Below are 20,038 nucleotides of genomic sequence, written 5' to 3' on the forward strand. Positions count from 1 at the left end.
CGTTTATTTCAATCGGATAGCGAAATATGCTCAACCTGTGAATAGCGCAGCGCTTTGCGATCCGCCTATTCCATTGTTTATTAGGGACCAACGATTCTGGGTTTTACGAGGTAGACAATGAAATCACTCGAGCTTCTCGTCGAGCGCATCATTCTTTCCAGCCGCTGGCTGCTGGTGGTCTTCTATATCGGCCTCGTACTGGCGCTCGCCGTCTATGCTGTCTCCTTCGCCTTCAAATTCCTCAAGGTCGCGGGCAGCGTCTTTGAGCTTGGCGAGGCGGAGATGATCCTCGCGATGCTTGGGCTCATCGATGCAGCTCTGGTCGCAAGCCTGATCGTCATGGTGATGATCTCGGGATACGAGAACTTTGTCAGCCGCTTCGACGAAGCCGAAAAGGAAGGCGAAGTCTCCTTCCTCGGCAAGCTCGATTCCGGCAGCCTGAAGATCAAGGTCGCCTCCTCGATCGTCGCCATCTCCTCTATCCACCTGCTGCAGGTCTTCCTCAACGTCAATCAATATGAGGATGGTAAGATCATGTGGCTCACTTTCATGCACCTCGCCTTCGTCGTCTCGGCACTCATGCTCGGCTTTCTCGAGAAGCTGATGAGTGTCACATCGAAGAATGACTTGAAGGATAAAGGGTAAAGCGGCAAGTGCCGGTGCTCAGCGGAAGCGCCGTGTTGTTACGGCCTCTGTTTTCGGCTCTCGACTTCAATTTACCGATGCCGGGACGATCACCGCCTCGGACTTTCTGGGGCACCGGACGCTTTCCTTCGCATTCGGTCCGCAGAAGTGAAGGCCAGGCTCTTCATCGTAGGGAATTACACCATCGATAATGTCGAGCTTGAGCGCCTGAGGCGGATATATATCGCCTCTCCCGAAAGACGGCGTTATCATCATCGTGTCGAATGTCTCGGGACTGACGCCCATCTCGCTAAAATAGGCAATGAATTTTCCGCGCTCCGTCTCCGTAAGCTTGCTCGCCGGCTGGCTCAGGCCAAGAGCGGAAGTCCTTCCCACGAGCCGCGACGTTCCGCCCATGAATGCAAGGGTGCAGCTCGAAAAACAGTACGCGCCGCCGGCGAAGACCTCTCCCTCGGTCGGCCCGCTTTTGGCCATGCTCGCGGTGCAGCGCGGATCCTGCATCGGACAATTCGGCAAGCGCGTTCTACCGATTGACGTATCGAGTCCCGCTGCGCGGATCATACGCCCCATCGCGAAAGCGGCATCCTCGTCGCCGCCATAGGACTGAAAGACGACCGGCAGCTTTCTATCGCCGAGCGTCTTCAACATCGCTTCCAGCTGAGCCGGTGTATCCGGCATGATGTCACCATCCGCCGAAATCCACTGCGTGCACTCTTCCTGGCAATTGCCGTTGTACATCAGGAGAAAGTCCATAGGATGGGTTTTAGGTGCAGGGTAGCTCGGGTATACGGTCGCGCGCTTCACGGGTGCTTCAGCGACAGCCGCCTTGGGCGTCGGATGGCGATAGCATACGGCATCGGCCACTGCGTCCTGTGCGCAGAGCGGCATGCCGGGCCATTCGTTGTAAGCCAGCATATCCGTGATCAGACCTGTCCGAAGTGCTTCGGTGGGCGCTACCATCATCATGCTGTCGGGCGTGGCCCTCATCATCAGGTCAACGATGTCACCGCTGACCCCCATCTCTTTCAGATATGCCTTGAGAGTCGCCGTAGCTTTTTTGCCTAGCTTGGTGGAACTGCTCTGCCCGGTAACCTTGCGACCAACCTCCTTACGGGAGACTTCCTGCCTCTTCCCGTTCACCATCTTATATTCAATGCGATAGGACACCCGCATCTTGTTGTAGATGGTCGTGATCTGATGAACGCCGATATATGCCCATTGCGACGAAGCCCGCGTCGCACCACCTGCCAAAGCCAGCGGGCACGCAGAGACGCAATATGCTCCATACGAATATGTAGATCCTGCTGAAGCGCCATTCCGGGCGATGGCAGCAGCGCAACGTAGATCCTCTGGCGGGCAGCCCTCCAGCCGTGTACCACCGACCGCGGTTTCCAGCCCAGCCTTACGAATCATTCGTCCCATAGCATAGGCAGCGTTCACATCCCCACCTTCCGAACGGAACACGACCGGCAATTTCCGATTCCCGATCTTCTTGAGAATTTTCCTCATTTGGGCAGGTGTATCGGAAGTAATGCGCCCCTCGGCCGAAATCCATTCCGGGCAGGGTTGATTGCAAACAGCACGGCGCACGACGATGAAGCTCATGGCCGGATGTTCTGACTGTTTTTGTTCGGCAGCCTGGGAGATAGCATCTCCTATCGGCAAGTTGAAAAGAAACAAAACAAACAATAACTGGACGGGAAAGTACTTGTTAAAAAAAGAAATTGCAAAGCGCACGTTTAGATCGCCTCAGTTGCATCTGATTATACGCTTAGCAACTGAATTGAACGGCAGCAAGCGGGATTGCGAGAGCTTGCTGCCGTCCTATTATTTTACTCGCCCATAGCAATCAGGCTGGCATTGCCGCCCGCGGCGGCCGTGTTCACCGAGATCACCTGTTCCAGCGCAAATCGCTGCAGATAGGCCGGACCGCCGGCCTTGAAGCCAGTACCCGAGAGCCCCGAGCCGCCGAAGGGTTGAGTGCCGACCACGGCACCGATCATGTTGCGGTTCACATAGACATTGCCGGTATCGAGCGCATCGGTGACTGTGCGGATCGTGGCTTCTATACGGCTGTGGACGCCGAGCGTCAGGCCGTAGCCGGAGGCCTGAATGTCCTGCAGCACCTTGGGCAACTCTTTCGCCTTCCATTTGACGATGTGCAGGACGGGTCCGAAAACTTCCTTGGTCAGCGCTGTGGATTTGTCGAGCTCGATAATATGCGGCGCGAAGAAGCTGCCTCCATCAGGCGCCTTGCCGGCATAACGCACCTTCTGCGTCTTCTGCATGTCGGCAATATGGGCTTCCAGCATCGCCTTCTGTTTTCCATCGATGATCGGGCCGACATCGGTGGTTTCCAATGCCGGATCGCCGAGTTGCAGCTCCCGTGCTGCCCCTTCGATCATCTGCGTCATGTGCTCGGCCACGTCCTCCTGGAGGAAGAGCAGACGAAGTGCGGAGCAGCGCTGGCCGGCCGAACGGAAGGCCGAGAGGACCACGTCGTCTGCCACCTGCTCGCCGAGTGCGGTTGCATCGACCACCATGGCGTTGAGGCCACCGGTTTCGGCAATCAGCGGTACGATCGGCCCGTCCTTGGCGGCGAGCGCCCGGTTGATCGCCCATGCCGTCTTCGTTGAACCGGTGAAGGCGACGCCCGAAAGTGCGGCATGCGCCGTGATCGCAGCACCGACATCAGGACCGCCGGGAACGAAAAGCAATACATCTTCCGGCACACCGGCCTTGTGGAACAGTTTGACAGCCTCATAGGCGATCAGCGGCGTCTGCGGTGCAGGCTTTGCCAGCACCGCATTGCCGGAAACGAGGGCTGCCGAAACCTCCCCGAGGAAGATCGCCAGCGGGAAATTCCAGGGCGAGATGCAGGCAAAGACGCCCCGCCCGCGCCAGAGGTAGCGATTGTCCTCGCCGGTTGGCCCCGGCATCTTGGTCACGGTGCCAAAAAGCCGGCGTGCCTCGCCGGCATAATAGCGGCAGAAATCCACGGCCTCCCGAACCTCTGCAACGCCGTCATCGAGCGTCTTGCCGGCTTCCGCAGCCAGCAGCACAAGCAGCCTGTCGCGGTTTTCCTCCATGAGATCGGCCATGCGCTCCAGCGCCGTTGCGCGCTCTTCGACGGAGCGACGCGACCACGTCTTGTAGCCCTTGGCGGCAACGGCAAAAGCCTTGTCGATGTCGACTGCACTGGCGTTGCGGACAGAGCCGACGGTCCTCGAATGGTCGGATGGCGAAATGACGGGCACATCCGCTCCGCTTGCAGCCACGCCGGGGATGAGCGGCGTAGCGGAAATGGCGGGAATACCCTTGCGGATACCGCCCATCAGCTTTTCAAGCGTCGCACGATGGCCGAATTCCAGCCCGGCGCTGTTCTTGCGCTTGCCGTAGAGCTGCAGCGGCATTGGGATCTTGCTGTTTCGCGCACTCGCACCGACATCGAATTGCAGCTTATCTGCCGGACGCTCCAACAGTGCCTTGATAGGTACGTTCTTGTCGCCGGCCATGGCGACGAAGGAGGAGTTGGCGCCATTTTCCAGAAGGCGGCGGACGAGATAGGCGAGCAGATCGCGATAACCTCCGACCGGCGCATAGATGCGGCAAGCGATGCGGTCGTTGGAGTTCATCAGGTGATTGTAAAGGCTCTCGCCCATGCCATGCAGGCGCTGGAATTCGAAGCCGGAACGATCATTGCCGGCAAGCTCCAGGATCGTGGAGACCGTCAGCGCATTGTGGGTGGCGAATTGCGGGAAGATACGCGCCCGCTTGGCAAGCATGTGCTGCGCGCAGGCGAGATAGGAAAGATCAGTCGCCTGCTTGCGCGTCCAGACCGGATAGTCGTCGAGCCCACGCTCCTGCGCCCGCTTGACCTCGGTATCCCAGTATGCGCCCTTGACGAGGCGCACCATCATGCGACGGCCGAGCGTCTCGCACAGTCCGTCGATATAGTCGATCACGGCGACCGCGCGTTTCTGATAGGCCTGGATCGCAAGGCCGAAACCATCCCAGCCGGCAAGCGACGGATCGGAAAAGACCGCAGCGATCACGTCGAGTGAAAGCTCCAGCCGATCGGCTTCCTCAGCGTCGATGGTAAAATTGAGCTGACACGCCCTAGCCATCTGCGCGAGCTTCAGGAGATCGGGCACGAGTTCCTTCATTACGCGGTCGCGGTGGGTGGCGAGATAACGCGGATGCAGCGCCGAAAGCTTGACGGAAATGCCCATGCAATCGGGCAGATCCTTGCCCTTGGCATTCTTTGCCATCCAGCCGCCGATCGCCTCGATCGCCGTGGCATAGGACTGCCAGTATCGTCTGGCGTCCTCAGCCGTACGCGCGCCCTCGCCTAACATATCGAAGGAGTGGCGATAGCCCCTCTCTTCGCTCTTGGCGGCGCGGTTCAACGCGTCCTTGATCGTCTCGCCGAGCACGAAATGATTGCCGAGGAAACGCATGGCCTGCTTGGTGGCATTGCGCACGGTCGGCAGGCCCATGCGCTTGACGAGGCCACGCACCACGCCTTCGGGCGTTTCGCCGGGGCGGATGATGCGGGCGGAAAGGCCGAGCGCCCAGGCCGATGCGGAGACGAACCAGCTATCGGCCTTTCCTTCATGCTCGCTCCAGCCGCCTTCTTTCAGCTTATCCTCGATCAGCTTGTCCTGCGTCAGTGCATCGGGCACGCGCAGCAGTGCTTCGGCAAGCACCATCAACGCCAGGCCTTCCTTGGTGGAAAGCCCGTACTCCCGCAGAAAATCTTCCACGCCGCCGATCGATCCGGAATTGTCTCGGATCGCCTCGATCATGCCGCCGGCACGCTTGTCGATTGCGGCATCCTGGGAGGCCGAAAAGCGCAGGCCTTCGGCAAAACCATGCAGCAGACGATCGTCGTCACCGGCAAATGGAGCGTTGAACGGCGCAAACGGCGTGGAAATCTGGGTTGGCATGAAGGGTTCTCCGTGATTTTAGCAACATAGCTGTTCATTCGTGGTGTTTTTCACTAAACTCACGCCAACCAACATCATCTTCGCCTACCGACCGCCCGAAAGGCCGCGAAAAATGAAAGAACTCGACCGTCTCGACCGCAAGATTCTCCGCGCACTGCAGAAGGAGGGTCGGCTTTCCAACATAGAGCTCGCCGAACGCGTCAGCCTGTCACCAACGGCGACGGCCGAACGCGTCAAACGGCTGACGCGGGAGGGCTACATCACTGGCTATATGGCGGTCCTTTCGCCGGAAAAGCTCGGCCGCAATCTCCTCGTCTTCGTGCAGGTAAAGCTCGACCGTACTACGCCTGACGTCTTTGATGCCTTTGCTGCGGCGGTAAAACGCAGCGATGACGTCATGGAATGTCATATGGTCGCCGGAGGCTTCGATTATCTTGTGAAGGCGCGCATGGCGGGGATGGAGGCCTATCGCCAGTTCCTCTCGGAGGTGATTCTGTCCCTTCCCGGCGTACGCGAAACACACACTTATGCGGTTATGGAGGAGGTAAAAGGCACCGCCCTTTTACCCGTGTAGCTCAAAAATCAACTTGAACGTGTTTTTTCACTGATTAATTTTTCACAAAATGAATTAATCAGCATGTGCTAAGTCAATTGGCACTAGCATGCGTGCGGATTTATGTATTTGATAGCGGTAACATGAAGACTTGCGGGGGCGTATAATGTCTTACATGACTACCTCTGAAAGGCAGTCATTGCTGTCGAGCGAACTGGCGGTGGCGCGCACGCGTGGCCTGTTCGCACAGGCACTCGGAAGAGTGGCCGCCGCTTTCGGTTTTGAGCACGTCACTCTGCTGAACGCGCCCTCGGCGGAAGATCTGCTGCTGAAGCCGCTGATCATCGAGAGTTCGTTGCCGGTTTCCTACATCAGAGATTTTGATCGCGGACATATGCTGCGTGCCTGTCCGTTTGCCGCCCGCATGAGGGAATCAGCCGTACCGCAAGTCTGGCACCTCAGCGATCCCGGCCATGCACAATCCTTTCCCGCCGACATCAGGAATTTGATGCTCCAGCGCGGCATGATGGCGGGTATCGCGATGCCGATCAACTCAGCCGATGGACAGCGCCTCGTCTTCTGGTTCGGCGGCGAACGCGCATCCCTCGGCCAAAGCGAGATCAACGAACTTGTGATGATCGTTCTCCACGCGCTGGACACCTACAACGCCGTCAAGCGCAATGAGGAAAGCGCTCATAGTGCGCTTTCGGCTCGTGAACTGGAGGTCGTACGCTGGACCGCACAAGGCAAGACCTCGATAGAGATCGGCCAGATCCTGGCACTCTCGGATCACACGGTAAATGCTTATATGACCAACGCAATTAAAAAACTCGATTGCGTCAACCGCACCCAGTTGGTAGCAAAAGCCATCCGATTGAAGCTGATCAACTGAGGAATCAGAAGAGAATCAGCGCGTCATCCCGAATTGGGGGGAAACCGTGCCTCTTCGTTTCGAACAGCCAGCCGTCGAGCATCGGCTGCAATCCCGTGCCCATATCGGAATCACCGATGCCGAAGCGCTGACGATGTTCGCCGCCTATCGCCTCTTTGGCTTCTGGCGGATGAACCTCGAGACGGGGCATTTCTTCGCCAGCGAAGACGTACACCAGATCTTCGATCTTCCCTACAGCGAAGGTCCGGTCAACCTGACCGAACTCATGTCGCGCATCCATGAGGAAGACCGGTTGCTGATCGCCGAAACCTTCGAGCAGGCGAGCCTCCACCGGGTCGGCTTCCACTATGTCTATCGGGTCGACAACCGACTCGGCGGCTACAAGATGGTACGCTCCGTCGGCAAGTTCCGCGACGACGCCAGCGGCGGCGGTATTGTCGGTATCACCTATGAATTCGTCGAGAAGCTGCGCATCGTCGGCTTCGAGGATGGCGGCGCTCCGCTTTAACCGTCGGGAAATAGCATTCTGGGCAGTCTAGCGGTCGAGCACCGCACGGATTTCAACCAGGTTCGAGCGCACTCTCAATATATAGAAGCCCATCGTGGCGAGATGGCTCGGCATGATCCAGCCGTCCTCCCGCCCGTTGGAAATGATCGCCGGCTGGATACGAAGTGCTGCCTGGAATTGCCGTGTCGTGCCAGCCCAGATTGCCCCAAGGTTTCGCTCCGACACAACCTGGGAGAAGTCCGCCTGCGCCGCCGAAAGAATCGCGTAATAAGCGTAGAGTTGTCCATAGGCGAACCAGAAGCGATCGTCGGCACGCGTATCGAACCAACCGCGATTGTGGTTTTCCGAGCGCTCGGCCAGCATGTCGGAGGTGCTGCCGAGATCGTTGGCGATACGATCGATGAACTGAATGAGGTTGTCGGCGCGGCCATCGAAGACCGCATTGCAGCCAGCCAGATCGGTATTGAACTTGCGCAGGCTATTGATCGCCGCACGATAATAGGCCGGTGTCGGCGTCTTAGGCCCGAAGGGGCTGAGGCCGAAATACCAGCTATATTCATCGAACTGCAGATTGCCGCGAGCGTTCTGCAGGTCATTGTTGATGCCGGACGTGCCGCGCACGCGGCCCAGCGTATCGACAAGCTCGACGGAGGTGCGGCGGACGGCCTGGTTGATACCGCGCTGGAAGGATGCCTTGTTGTCGAGGAAGGGCGTGTGATCCCAGTCTATGCCGAAGAAGCCCATCTTGTAGAGCACCATCGAGGATATCCAGGCATTCTGGTTGACGTTGAAATCCGTCAGATCGGCCGCGACATCGACGATTGCCGAGCGCTGGCAGGTCTTGGCAGCAGCCCCGTCAGCCGCCGGAATTTCCTGCCCAGCCGGCACCTTGCGTTCCGAAAGACGATACTTATTGACGAAGTCAGTATTGAAATTCGACCAGACCTGCGTCTGCCAGACGAAGTTGCCGTAGAGAACGACAAGAAGCACAAGGAAGGCGAGGATCGGCAGCCGGATCACCCAGGTCCGCCGCGCATACCATCCGTGCGCGGCCAGGAACGGCCAGAAGGCCCAGGCGGCAAAAAGGCGAACCCAGCGGCTGATCGTCTGGCCGATCAGTCTGAAAAAACCGGCAATCCGGTCAAGCATCGTCGTCTCCTGTCAGGCGGCGAAAACGGGGATATCCTTTTCATCCACATATGCGCTTGATCGCCCAAGTACAACAAGAGCCAAGGATATTTCGTCCCGAAGGATGCGCGGGCCAGACACGACAGGACGTGATACGCTTCCCCTCACCGCCCTGTCAGGAGCGCAACGAACGGAAGAATCCAAGTCCGAACATAGGGGATTTACGCACCACATCGATCAGCGGCGCATCGGACCGTTCCTCCGCATAGACGGGGAATTTGCGGGCGAATTCCTGGTCGGCGCGGCTTTTTCGCTGGACCAGATCCTGAGGTACCAGCATGCCCTTCTCGAAAAGCGCGATGGTTTCAGCGATGTCAGGAAAAAGCTCCGGTTTGATCCTCACCTTCATGCCGGGCCGGTCGGTATCGACCTGCGCCTGATAGATGATGAGCCGCTCCTCGGTATCGACCGAAAGCTTGCGGATGAGCACGTTGCAGCCGGCAATACGGCTGTTCAGCCTGTCAACGAAAGCCTGGAACATGCCGATGAAACGCTCGCGCCGCTGGCTCTCATCGCGCATCGCATGTTCCTCGACGGAAATGCGATCAGCCTCCGCTATCAGCGCCTGGCGCTCTGCCTCCATTTGCGCCCAATGCGCCTTATTGCCATAGACGCCTATGCGGCCCTGCGTGTTCAATGCCTTGGCATTGAGCTCCTTCATGCGCATCCGCGCAATATCGATCTCGTCGACCAGCCGCCGCCGATGCTCGACAATGTCGATAAGGCTCAGTTCGGCGCTCTTGTGACGCCCGATAAGGTATCGCCTCTGGCCTTTGAGCAGCGTCGCCAGAAGATCTGATTTCGTCAGCAGATCGAGCAGCTGTTCCACGACCGGCGCCTCGCGTACCCGCGCGCTGTGCATGCGCCACATGCGCTGGCGGGAAAACCATCCGGCTATCTTTTCGCGCCGCGTCAGCCCGCGAAAACTGTCAAGATCGGCCGAAACCTTTGATGTCAGCCGGTCGAGAGAGAAGACGAGTTCTGCAAGCAGCACATCGAGCGTGGCGCTGTCGTTGAAAAAGGCCTGGAAGCGCGCATTCTGTTCGAGGAAAATCTCGTCGGACGAGCGCCTCTCGCCGCCATCGAAGCCGGCGATGCAGGCGGCACAATAATCCGCCTCGCCGGCCATCGCCTCGGCAAGGCCGCGGGCGGCATCATACTGGCTATCAAAAGGCGGGCTTTTGCGCACCGGGCACTCCCAGAGAATCTCCGTCTTCCAGACTATTCGCTCGCCGCGTCAAAGAAAACAGGCGTCGATCCGTTCAAACCGGCTCGGCAATCCATTCACCGTTCATCGCATCGTCCCAATGGCGGCGACACAGCGAAACATACTTCTCGTTTCCGCCGACATCGATCTGCGCGCCCTCATGCAGCACCTTGCCCTCGGCATCGAGCCGCACGACCATGGTCGCCTTGCGCCCGCAATGGCAGATGGTGCGCACCTCGCGCATCTCGTCGGCAATCGCCAGCAGTTCCTGCGAGGCCGGAAAGAGTTTGCCCTGAAAATCCGTCCTCAGGCCGTAGACCATGACGGGAATGCCGAGCCTGTCGACCACGCGGGCAAGCTGCCAAACGTGCTCGCGCGTCATGAAATGCGCCTCATCGAGGAAAACGCAGGAGATCGGCTGCCCTCCGCCGCTAAGCGTCTGAACCAGAGCATAGAGATCGCTGTCGTTTTCGAAGGGGATGGCCTCTGCTTCCAACCCAATGCGCGAACCGATGACGCCACGCCCGACCCGGTCGTCGAAGGCCGCAATCAAGAGAACCGTGCGCATTCCGCGCTCCTGATAATTGTAGGAGGCCTGCAGCAGCATCGTCGACTTGCCGGCGTTCATCGTCGAGTAGTTGAAATAGAGTTTTGCCATCGGATTCTCCTTGTCTGGCTTCTTGGAAGGTGGAGAACACAAAGAAAAGCCCCGACAAATTGATAATCACAGGAAATCCTGGCATCGAAATCGCCAAAAACCTGGAAGTTCAGGCATTCTCAAAAAACGCCGGGGCGTCGCAATCACAGTGGCCGGAACGCCGCAAACGCGCCGAGATCGCTTGTAAAACTGGTCTATTGATGGTTGGCTTGGGAACGTAAGACTGGGAGTCTAAAATGAAAACAACAAGCGCATTCAAACTCGTTACCGTAACCGCAGTCGCCGCCCTCTCCGTGGCGACCGCCGCCTTCTCCGCAGACCCTGAAAGCTGCTCCACCGTCCGTCTTTCGGACATCGGCTGGACGGACGTCACGTCGACCACGGCGACCGCCTCTCTGCTCCTCAAGAAGCTCGGCTATGAAACCGACATCAAGGTTCTCTCCTTGCCGGTCACCTATACCTCGATGAAGAACAAGGACATCGACGTCTTCCTCGGCAACTGGATGCAGTCCCAGAAGGCGGATATCCAGCCCTATCTCGACGACAAGTCGGTCGAGTCCTACGGGCCGAACCTCGTCGGCGCCAAGTACACGCTGGCGACCAATGCCAAGGGTGCGGAACTCGGCATCAAGGACTTCAAGGATATCGCTGCTCACAAGGGTGATCTCGATGGCAAGATCTACGGCATCGAGCCCGGCAATGACGGCAACCGCCACGTCATCGACATGATCGACAAGAACACCTTCGGCATGAAGGAGATGGAACTTGTCGAATCCTCCGAGCAGGGCATGCTGGCGCAGGTCGCCCGCGCCGAGAAGGATGGCAAGCCCATCGTCTTCCTCGGCTGGGAACCGCATCCGATGAATACCAACTTCAAGATGACCTATCTGTCGGGTGGAGATGATACTTTCGGACCGAATTTTGGCGGCGCCGAAGTCTATACCAACGTGCGTGCCGGCTATCTCAGCGAGTGCCCGAACGTCGGGACATTGATCAAGAATCTCAAGTTCTCCCTGAAAATGGAGAACGAGATCATGAACAAGATCCTCAATGACGGCGAAGATCCGGAAAAGGCAGCGGGCGAATGGCTGAAGGCCAATCCGTCCACGGTTGAACCCTGGCTCGCCGGCGTCAAGGCCCGCGATGGCAGCGGCGACGGCCTCGCAGCCGTCAAGTCCGGCCTCGGCCTCTGATGAAATGACCGGGGCGGATTTGCCGCCCCGTTTTCGTTTTCATCCCGATCTTCGTTCTCAAAAAGACAGGCGCGCCTCGTGAATTGGATCACTGACGCTAAAATTCCCATTGGCCCCTGGGCCAAATCCTTTGTCGATTGGCTGACATCGAACGGCGACTGGTTTTTCAACCAACTCTCCGCCCTGTTGTCGTACGTCATTAATGCCTTGCTTTTCGTGCTGCAGACGCCCAATCCGCTGGTTGCCGTCCTTGCCATCAGCCTCCTCGCCTGGTGGCTGCGCCGGTCGATAGCAGTTGCGGTCTTCACCTGTCTTGGGCTGCTGCTCATCATGAACCAGGGCTACTGGAAGGAGACGACGGAAACACTGGCGCTCGTGCTCGCCGCGACCTTCGTCAGCATGGTGGCCGGCATTCCGCTCGGCATTGCGGCTGCCCGCCGCGCCTGGATCTATGCCGCCATGCGGCCCGTCCTGGACCTCATGCAGACCATTCCAACCTTCGTTTATCTCATTCCAGCACTTATCCTTTTCGGCCTCGGCATGGTGCCTGGCCTGATCGCAACCGTCATCTTCGCGATTCCCGCTCCCATCCGCCTCACTCGTCTCGGCATCATCTCGACGCCCCCCTCCCTCGTCGAGGCCGCCGTCGCTTTCGGCGCGACGCCGGTGCAGGTTCTTCGCAAGGTCGAGCTGCCCTTTGCAACGCCGCAGATCATGGCCGGTCTAACACAGACCATCATGCTCTCCCTCTCGATGGTCGTCATCGCCGCCCTCGTTGGCGCTCCCGGTCTCGGCGTGCCGGTCGTGCGTGCCTTGAACACCGTCAACATCGCCAAGGGTTTTGAGGCCGGCTTCTGCATCGTCATCCTGGCAATCATTCTGGACCGCATGTTCCGCACAGCAGGCGAAGGAGACGTCGCATGACTGCGGTTAGTTTCAACGACGTTAGCATCATCTTCGGCGACCGGCCGGAAACAGGGCTCGCCATGGTCGACCAGGGTCGCTCACGCGACGAGATCGGCGCCGAGACCGGCCTCGTTCTCGGCGTCGCCAATGCCTCGCTGACGATAGAGGAAGGCGAAATCCTCGTGCTGATGGGCCTCTCGGGTTCCGGCAAGTCGACGCTCCTGCGGGCCGTCAACGGACTTGCGCCCGTCGTGCGCGGCGACGTCGCCGTCTCCACGGCAACGGGGCCGGTAAACCCCTACAAATGCAATGCCAAGGCGCTGCGCGACCTGCGCACGCATACGGTCTCCATGGTGTTCCAGCAGTTCGCCCTGCTGCCCTGGCGCACCGTTGCCGAGAATGTCGGTTTCGGCCTCGAACTCTCGGGCGTGCGGGAAGCCGAGCGCAAGAGCCGGGTCGGCGAACAACTCGAACTCGTCAACCTGACGAAATGGGCGGACCGCAAGGTCAACGAACTCTCCGGCGGCATGCAGCAGCGCGTCGGCCTTGCCCGCGCATTTGCCACCGGTGCTCCGATCCTGCTGATGGACGAGCCGTTCTCCGCGCTCGATCCACTGATCCGCACACGACTGCAGGACGAGCTGCTGGAATTCCAGCGGCGACTGAAGAAGACCATCCTCTTCGTCAGCCACGATCTCGATGAGGCCTTCCGCATCGGCAATCGCATCGCCATCATGGAGGGTGGGCGGATCATCCAATGCGGAACGCCGCAGGAAATCGTCAAGAATCCGGCCGATCAGTATGTTGCCGACTTCGTGCAGAACATGAACCCAATCAACATGCTGATGGCCTCTGACGTCATGCAGCCCGGGCTGGGCGATGCGGCAATCGGCATGTCGGTCAGCGCCACTGCGCGCCCCACGACGCCGCTTGTCGATATCCTCGACGCCCTCTCCCGACAGCCCGGCAGTATCGGCGTAGTCGACAACGGCCAGATCGTCGGCACGATCTCGGCGCAGGATGTCGTCACCGGCCTCACGCGGCACAAGCGGAAGGAATAAAGCATGTCGCGCAAAAGTGTGCAGCGGTTTTGCGATAGCGACATGCATCAACCAAAGAACTAAAGCGAGGCAAGCGAATCCTAGAGATCGCGACGCGCTTTAGACTTGATCCTTTCACTCCGCTTTGCAACATGGCGGATATGACAGAACCATCCTCCAAGCTCCGCGAAACCGACGATGAGGCCCGCAAACTCGCACGCACCCTGCTGCGCTCCGCCCGCTATGCGGCCCTCGCCGTTCTCGATCCTGAAACCGGCTTTCCCTTCGCAAGCCGGGTTCTTCTCGGCACTGACATAGACGGCGTGCCCATCATTCTCGTTTCCGCGCTCTCTACTCACACGAAGGCGCTCGCCGCCGATGCCAGAGCCTCGCTCCTGACCGGCGAGCCTGGCAAGGGCGATCCGCTCGCCCATGCCCGCCTGACGACCCAATGCCGTGCGGAACAGGTGGAGCGGGATACGCCCCTCCACGCGCGCATCCGCACCCGTTTTCTCAATCGTCACGCCAAGGCGAAACTCTATATCGATTTCCCGGATTTCCGTTTCTTTCGCCTCATCCCGCAATCGGCCAGCCTTAATGGCGGATTCGGCCGTGCTTACATTTTAGACGGCAGCGATCTCGTGATTCACTCGGAGGCAAATGATGACATCGCCGAAAAAGCTGACGCTGCAGTGCAAGATTTAGTAGCGCGCCATCCGACTCTGATGACAGCGCTGGCATCTAGGCTAAAGGCGCCCGAAGCAGGTCCCTGGCACATATGTGGGGTGGATTCCGCGGGTTTTGATATGATTTCAGGTGACTTATTGTTGCGTTGCGAGTTCGACATACCCGCGGAGGATTTGGATCACATTTGTTCAAACATATCTAAAATAGCATACCTGATACCTTAAATTTAGGTATATACAATCTTCAAGCCCAATTGCTAGTTTTTGACGTCAGTCAAAGAACCGTCTGACGGCCTGTGCCTGTACGGATGATGTACGTTTCGCATTAGGAAGAAAAAATATGGAAACCTCTGATTTGGCCGATCACACCAATGTGGCGGCAGCTTTATTATCGGCCATGGCCAACCCCAAGCGTTTGCTGATCCTCACCAGCCTGGTAAAGGGAGAAGTGCCTGTCGGCGTTCTCGCGACCCAGGTCGGCCTGAGCCAGTCGGCCCTCTCCCAGCATCTGTCGAAATTGCGCGCTCAGAAGCTGGTCAAGACCCGTCGCGATGCACAGACGATCTATTATTCCAGCAACTCCGAGCCGGTCATGAAAATCCTTGCAACACTCGAGGATATCTACGCGACACAGAACCGGAGTAGGTCTGCAGCCTGATGTTAGCGCTGACATGATGTCAGTCTGAGCAGTATCGGAGGAGATGTTTCCTCCGATACTGCTCACGCTATTTCAGCTCGTGAAGCGTTGGAGACCGGCAATTCGCGAGAATTGCCGGTCTCTTTTGGTTGCGAAAAGCGGGCTTAGCTGCCCACCACTTCATTGTTGCCGCGGGTCAGCACGACGAGCGACGGACGAGCCGGTACGCCCGGCTTGAAGTCCGGCCAACTGGTGCCGGCATCTTCCATCGAGGTCGCATCTTCGTTGTCGGCCATGCGCAATTCGCCCGGATGCTGGACCGAGAGGAAGACGCTGGAGCCGTCGGACGTGAAGGTCGGCGAGCAGGTCTCCGAACCGACAGGGGCGATATAGATGAGCTTCGGCAGGGCGCGGCCCGGACCTTCCGTATCCATCACATAGACGGAATCGGCGATGCCTTCCGGTGGCGGACCGTCGGTGGTCACCCAGAGGCGGCCTGCCGGATCGACGGCAAGGTTGTCGGGATCGGTGAACCAGCCAGCCGAGGTGGTCGCCGGGTGAAACATTGCCTGGTCTTCCAGCTTAGCCGGATCGCCGCAAAGAATGAAAACGTCCCATTTGAAGCTTTCGGCCGCATAATCCGGCTTGTCCGGGCCGCCGGGCGTCACCAGTTCCAGCAGATGCCCATGCGGGTTCGGCCCGCGCGGATTGGCGACGTTGACCTGTTCCTTCTCGTCGTCACCCTGCCCCTTCGGCAGGCGGTCTTCGTTCTCGGTCATGGCAACATAGAGCTTGCCGGTGCCGAGATGCGGGATGAAGCCTTCCGGCCCATCCATCGGCGTAGCACCTACGAGGTCCGCGGCAGCGCGCGTGGCGAGAACCACGTCTGCCTGCGTCTTGAAGCCGGCTTCCGCCGTCAGCGGGCCTTCGCCGGCGACCAGCGGGATCCAGCGCATCGTGCCGTCGCTTTCGAACTTGGCGACCGACAGCGTACCGTGGTCGAGCAGGTCCTTGTTGGCGGCGCGATCATTGGGGTTCCACGGATCGCGGGTGACGAAGCGGTAGATATATTCGAAATCGTCATCATCGCCCATGAACACCACGACGCGTCCGTCAGGGGCGACGCAACATTGCGCGCCTTCATGCGTCATGCGGCCGAGCGACGTGCGCTTGACCGGCTTTGCCGAGGGATCGAACGGATCGATTTCGACGACCCAGTCGAAGCGCATCCATTCATTCGGCTCCTCCTCGAACTTGAAGCGCGGCTCGACGCGGCTGACGGAATAGATGTCGTTCTCATCCTCGTCCCAGCCCTGTCGCTCGACCAGTTTCTGGTTCGCCAGCTTGGTATAGTCGCCGGCAAAAACGTCCATTGCGCCTTCTTCGCCCGAGAGCATCGTGCCCCAAGGCGTGATACCGCCATTGCAGTTCGAGATCGTGCCGAAGACCATCGTGCCGGTCGGGTCAGCCTTGGTCTTGAGGCGATCGTCGCCGGCGGCCGGGCCGGAAATGCCGATTTCCGTGCTCATGTGGATGCGGCGGTTATATTTGCCGTCCTTGACGACCTGCCACCGGTTGCCGTCCTTGCGCACTTCGAAAACCGAGACGCCGACAGCGGCCATCACCGCCCGGATCTGGTCCTCGGTCATCTTCTCACGATAATTGTCCGCCGTCAGTCCCGGGAACATCAGGAAGGGCGTGGCATATTCATGGCTGACGACCATCAGGCCATGATCGGAGCTCTTCTCGCCCCAGGGCAGCGGCAGGAACTGCGTGAAATCGTTGTTGTAGCCGAACTGGCGCTCGGCGGTCTTGCCGTCGAGCTTGGCGACATCGAATTCCGGGCTGTCGTTGAAGAGTGCGTCACCCCAGCGAATGAGGATCTGGCGCTCGTAACCATCAGGCCAGTGGTCGGCAGCGTCACGCACACGCTTCAGTTCGGGGAAAGTAAGCGTCGACTCGGCGGCTTCAGCCTTCCTTGCTTCGAGCGCCGGCGCAAAAGCGGCTGCACCCATGGCTGCGATGAAGCCCTTCAGAACGGTACGGCGACGAACGCCTTCTTCGAGAATGGTGCCGTAGCTCGGCGCAAATGCACGCCGCGGATTGGGACGCGGTCTGGTCTTCTGGCGGTCCGTCATGACTACCTCCGGTAAAATGGTTGAATTTCAAGGAAATGAATGGAATGCCCTCGGCCATTGTGGCCATCGATTTTTGTAGCGATGCCGGGCGAAGGATTGATGACGCCCGACGTGTCCGGGAACATCAGAAGGCGACGCTTCTCTGGCTTGACGCCTTGCCGGGCGCTGATAATTTGACCGGGCAGTAAAAATATAATCGGCGCCAAGCTTAAAACGGGAACGGCCTCCCCAACGGCCAGGAGAACAGCATGTCCAATCGCCTGAATGCAACGCCAAACGACCTTCGCGCCTTTTGGATGCCCTTTACCGCGAACCGTCAGTTCAAGAAGGAACCGCGCCTCTTCGTGGGTGCGAAGGATATGTATTACCAAACCCATGACGGCCGTCAGGTTCTGGACGGTACGGCTGGCCTCTGGTGCGTGAATGCCGGACACTGCCGCCCGAAGATCACCGAAGCGATCCGCGAGCAGGCGGGCGAACTCGACTACGCCCCGGCCTTTCAGCTCGGCCATCCCAAGGCTTTCGAACTCGCGAACCGCCTGGTCGACATCGCACCCGAGGGCATGAACCATGTCCTCTATACCAATTCCGGTTCTGAATCGGTCGAAACGGCGCTCAAGGTGGCGCTCGCCTATCACCGCGTGAAGGGCAATGGCTCACGCTTCCGCCTGATCGGCCGCGAGCGTGGCTATCACGGCGTCAATTTCGGCGGCATCTCCGTCGGCGGCATCGTCACCAACCGCAAGATGTTCGGCACGCTGCTGACCGGCGTCGACCACATGCCCCACACTCATCTGCCCGGCAAGAACAACTTTACCCGCGGCGAACCCGAGCATGGCGGCGATATCGCCACCGAACTCGAGCGCATCGTCACCCTGCATGACGCGTCCACCGTCGCCGCCGTCATCGTCGAGCCGGTCGCCGGCTCCACCGGCGTTCTCATTCCGCCGAAGGGCTATCTGCAGAAGCTGCGTGAAATCTGCACCAAGCACGGCATCCTGCTGATCTTCGATGAAGTCATCACCGGATTCGGCCGCCTCGGCGCACCCTTCGCCGCTCAGTATTACGACGTGAAGCCCGACATCATCACCACCGCCAAGGGTCTGACCAACGGCGTCATCCCGATGGGCGCCGTCTTCGTGACCTCGGAAATCCATGATGCCTTCATGAACGGCCCCGAGCACATGATCGAGTTCTTCCACGGTTATACTTATTCCGGGAACCCGATCGCTTCGGCCGCAGCACTTGCGACGCTCGACACCTACAAGGAAGAAGGCCTGCTGACCCGCGCAGCCGAGCTTTCCGACTACTGGGCCGACGCGCTGCACTCGCTCAAGGATTGCCCCAACGTCATCGACATCAGAAATACGGGCCTCATCGGCGCCATCGAGCTCGACCCGATCGCCGGCGAGCCGACCAAACGCGCCTTCACGGCCTTCCTCAAGGCTTACGAAGGCGGCCTGCTGATCCGCACGACGGGCGACATCATCGCGCTCTCCCCGCCGCTGATCATCGAGAAGAAGCACATCGACGAACTCTTCGGCAAGCTGCGCACGATCCTGCAGAACAATATCTGAACTCGATCATCCTGATTGAATTTAAGGGCGAGGCTCAGGCCTCGCCCTTTCTTTTGATGTCGGCGACCTCGATCGTGTTATCGGTCTCCGGTGTGAGGGATTTCCTGCAGACAGGGCAAATCAACCCAATGGAGATCCTATGCAAAGACTTGCCATCCTTCTCTCCTTCGCCCTGCTGCTGGCACCCGCGGCACATGCCGGAACCGGCTTTCGCAAAATCACCCTGCCCGGCAAAAACGCCGATCGCCCTATCCATGTCAGCATCTGGTATCCAACGGCATCGAACGTTACCCCGGTCCTTCTCGGCGAAACGCCAGCCTTTATCGGCCAGCCCGTCATTAGGGATGCCGCACCCATGACCGGCCCGCATCCACTGGTCGTTCTCTCCCACGGCTACGGTGGCAGCTGGCGCAACCTCGCCTGGCTCGCCGCCGACCTCGTGAATGCGGGCTATGTGGTCGCCGCCCCCGATCATCCAGGAACGACCACATTCGACATGCGAAAGCCTGACGCCATCGCACTCTGGAAGCGCCCCGGCGACCTCAGCCGCACGATCGATGCTCTGCTCGACAATCCTGATCTGACGGGCGGCGTGGCGTCCGATCGGATTGCCGCCATCGGCCATTCGCTCGGCGGCTGGACAGTCGTCGAACTGGCGGGCGGCCGCTTCGATGCAGCCAGGGTGACGAGGAACTGCATGGCTGAATTCAGCCCGATCTGCACAATATTTGAGGCGCTCGGCATCGGGCGCGATGCCTCCTCCAGTGCGGCGCTGGCAGCCGATCTCAGCGACCCGAGAATCCGTGCCGTCGTGACGCTCGACCTCGGACCCGGTCGTGGGCTGACACCAGAGAGCCTGGCGGCAATCCATGTTCCCGTCATGGTGCTGGGTGCTGCTGACGACGTCGATGGAGACACGGCAACCAAGGCGGACATAGCCGCCACGAACAAGGATTCCAGCTACCTTGCCCGCTATCTGCCCCCAACGACGACCACCTACACTCTTATCCCCGGATCGCTGCATTTCAGCTTCATGCAACCCTGCAAGCCCGGCGCAGCAGAACTGATCGAGAAGGAAGCGCCAGGGGAGAGCATCGTCTGCCGGGATGGCGTCGGCGCAGATCGCGGAACGATTCACCGGCAGGTTTCCAACATGATCACGGATTTCCTGGGAAAGGCGCTCGCCGATCAATAGAGTAGCTTCCTTGTCCTGCGCGCTTTCGGGGTGCCACGGATCACGAAGAAACTCGGCCTGCGGCGG

17 protein-coding genes are annotated in these 20,038 nt (G+C 59.3%); 11 read left to right on the forward strand and 6 right to left on the reverse strand.

Translation table 11 applies throughout. The annotated features are described in order from the left end of the window. Nucleotides 1-117 precede the first annotated feature (117 nt). Entirely contained in the window at nucleotides 118-645 is a 528-nt protein-coding gene (locus tag KQ933_RS13830; protein WP_216755413.1) for a TIGR00645 family protein, read from the forward strand. A 66-nt stretch (nucleotides 646-711) separates the two neighbouring features. On the opposite strand, the gene KQ933_RS13835 is transcribed toward KQ933_RS13830, so the two are convergent. Together KQ933_RS13835 and putA are read right to left on the reverse strand one after the other, a co-directional pair. Next, nucleotides 712-2,382 carry a hypothetical protein gene (locus tag KQ933_RS13835; RefSeq protein WP_216755414.1) on the reverse strand — a complete coding sequence of 557 codons (1,671 nt, stop codon included), beginning with the start codon at nucleotides 2,380-2,382 and terminating at the stop codon, nucleotides 712-714. Nucleotides 2,383-2,477: 95 nt separating this feature from the next. Continuing rightward, entirely contained in the window at nucleotides 2,478-5,594 is a 3,117-nt protein-coding gene (gene putA / locus KQ933_RS13840; protein ID WP_216755415.1) for a bifunctional proline dehydrogenase/L-glutamate gamma-semialdehyde dehydrogenase PutA, read from the reverse strand. Between the two features lie 112 nt (nucleotides 5,595-5,706). Between putA and KQ933_RS13845 the strand changes: the two genes are divergently transcribed. From KQ933_RS13845 to KQ933_RS13855, 3 genes are all read left to right on the forward strand, one after another. Then, on the forward strand, nucleotides 5,707-6,168 hold the full coding sequence (locus KQ933_RS13845) for an Lrp/AsnC ligand binding domain-containing protein (protein WP_216755416.1): 462 nt from the start codon (nucleotides 5,707-5,709) through the stop codon (nucleotides 6,166-6,168). 145 nt (nucleotides 6,169-6,313) lie between these two features. Continuing rightward, entirely contained in the window at nucleotides 6,314-7,039 is a 726-nt protein-coding gene (locus tag KQ933_RS13850; RefSeq protein WP_216755417.1) for a LuxR family transcriptional regulator, read from the forward strand. A gap of 46 nt (nucleotides 7,040-7,085) precedes the next feature. Beyond that, the gene (locus KQ933_RS13855; protein ID WP_216755418.1) at nucleotides 7,086-7,547 is read left to right on the forward strand and encodes a PAS domain-containing protein; all 462 of its coding nucleotides are present in this window, start codon (nucleotides 7,086-7,088) and stop codon (nucleotides 7,545-7,547) included. 27 nt (nucleotides 7,548-7,574) lie between these two features. Here the strand turns inward: KQ933_RS13855 and KQ933_RS13860 are convergent, their stop codons facing one another. From KQ933_RS13860 to KQ933_RS13870, 3 genes are all read right to left on the reverse strand, one after another. Beyond that, nucleotides 7,575-8,696 (reverse strand): DUF2333 family protein, encoded by a 1,122-nt coding sequence (locus tag KQ933_RS13860; RefSeq protein ID WP_216755419.1) that lies wholly within the window; start codon nucleotides 8,694-8,696, stop codon nucleotides 7,575-7,577. A gap of 154 nt (nucleotides 8,697-8,850) precedes the next feature. Further along, complete coding sequence (locus KQ933_RS13865; RefSeq protein ID WP_216755420.1) at nucleotides 8,851-9,924, reverse strand: hypothetical protein; 1,074 nt, start codon at nucleotides 9,922-9,924, stop codon at nucleotides 8,851-8,853. A gap of 73 nt (nucleotides 9,925-9,997) precedes the next feature. Further along, nucleotides 9,998-10,600, reverse strand: a complete 603-nt coding sequence (locus KQ933_RS13870; protein WP_216755421.1) for a thymidine kinase — start codon at nucleotides 10,598-10,600, stop codon at nucleotides 9,998-10,000. Nucleotides 10,601-10,836: 236 nt separating this feature from the next. Between KQ933_RS13870 and KQ933_RS13875 the strand changes: the two genes are divergently transcribed. The 5 genes from KQ933_RS13875 (at nucleotide 10,837) to KQ933_RS13895 (ending at nucleotide 15,083) form a co-directional block, all read left to right on the forward strand. Next, on the forward strand, nucleotides 10,837-11,793 hold the full coding sequence (locus tag KQ933_RS13875; protein ID WP_216755422.1) for a choline ABC transporter substrate-binding protein: 957 nt from the start codon (nucleotides 10,837-10,839) through the stop codon (nucleotides 11,791-11,793). 78 nt (nucleotides 11,794-11,871) lie between these two features. Beyond that, on the forward strand, nucleotides 11,872-12,717 hold the full coding sequence (gene choW / locus KQ933_RS13880) for a choline ABC transporter permease subunit (protein ID WP_216755423.1): 846 nt from the start codon (nucleotides 11,872-11,874) through the stop codon (nucleotides 12,715-12,717). Further along, on the forward strand, nucleotides 12,714-13,760 hold the full coding sequence (choV, locus tag KQ933_RS13885) for a choline ABC transporter ATP-binding protein (RefSeq protein ID WP_216755424.1): 1,047 nt from the start codon (nucleotides 12,714-12,716) through the stop codon (nucleotides 13,758-13,760). Before choW ends, choV begins: the two co-directional genes overlap by 4 nt. Before the next feature lie 140 nt (nucleotides 13,761-13,900). Beyond that, nucleotides 13,901-14,650, forward strand: a complete 750-nt coding sequence (locus KQ933_RS13890; protein WP_216755425.1) for a HugZ family protein — start codon at nucleotides 13,901-13,903, stop codon at nucleotides 14,648-14,650. A 115-nt stretch (nucleotides 14,651-14,765) separates the two neighbouring features. Further along, nucleotides 14,766-15,083, forward strand: a complete 318-nt coding sequence (locus KQ933_RS13895; protein WP_216755426.1) for a helix-turn-helix transcriptional regulator — start codon at nucleotides 14,766-14,768, stop codon at nucleotides 15,081-15,083. 143 nt (nucleotides 15,084-15,226) lie between these two features. Here the strand turns inward: KQ933_RS13895 and KQ933_RS13900 are convergent, their stop codons facing one another. Then, complete coding sequence (locus KQ933_RS13900) at nucleotides 15,227-17,200, reverse strand: PhoX family phosphatase (protein WP_216755427.1); 1,974 nt, start codon at nucleotides 17,198-17,200, stop codon at nucleotides 15,227-15,229. A gap of 248 nt (nucleotides 17,201-17,448) precedes the next feature. Between KQ933_RS13900 and KQ933_RS13905 the strand changes: the two genes are divergently transcribed. Both KQ933_RS13905 and KQ933_RS13910 read left to right on the forward strand, forming a co-directional pair. Next, a complete protein-coding gene (locus KQ933_RS13905; RefSeq protein ID WP_216755428.1) occupies nucleotides 17,449-18,777 on the forward strand; it encodes an aspartate aminotransferase family protein in 1,329 nt (442 codons plus the stop codon). Between the two features lie 139 nt (nucleotides 18,778-18,916). Further along, nucleotides 18,917-19,972, forward strand: a complete 1,056-nt coding sequence (locus KQ933_RS13910; protein WP_216755429.1) for an alpha/beta fold hydrolase — start codon at nucleotides 18,917-18,919, stop codon at nucleotides 19,970-19,972. The last annotated feature ends 66 nt before the right edge of the window (nucleotides 19,973-20,038 follow it).

Source organism: Rhizobium sp. WYJ-E13, assembly GCF_018987265.1.
GTDB lineage: Bacteria > Pseudomonadota > Alphaproteobacteria > Rhizobiales > Rhizobiaceae > Rhizobium.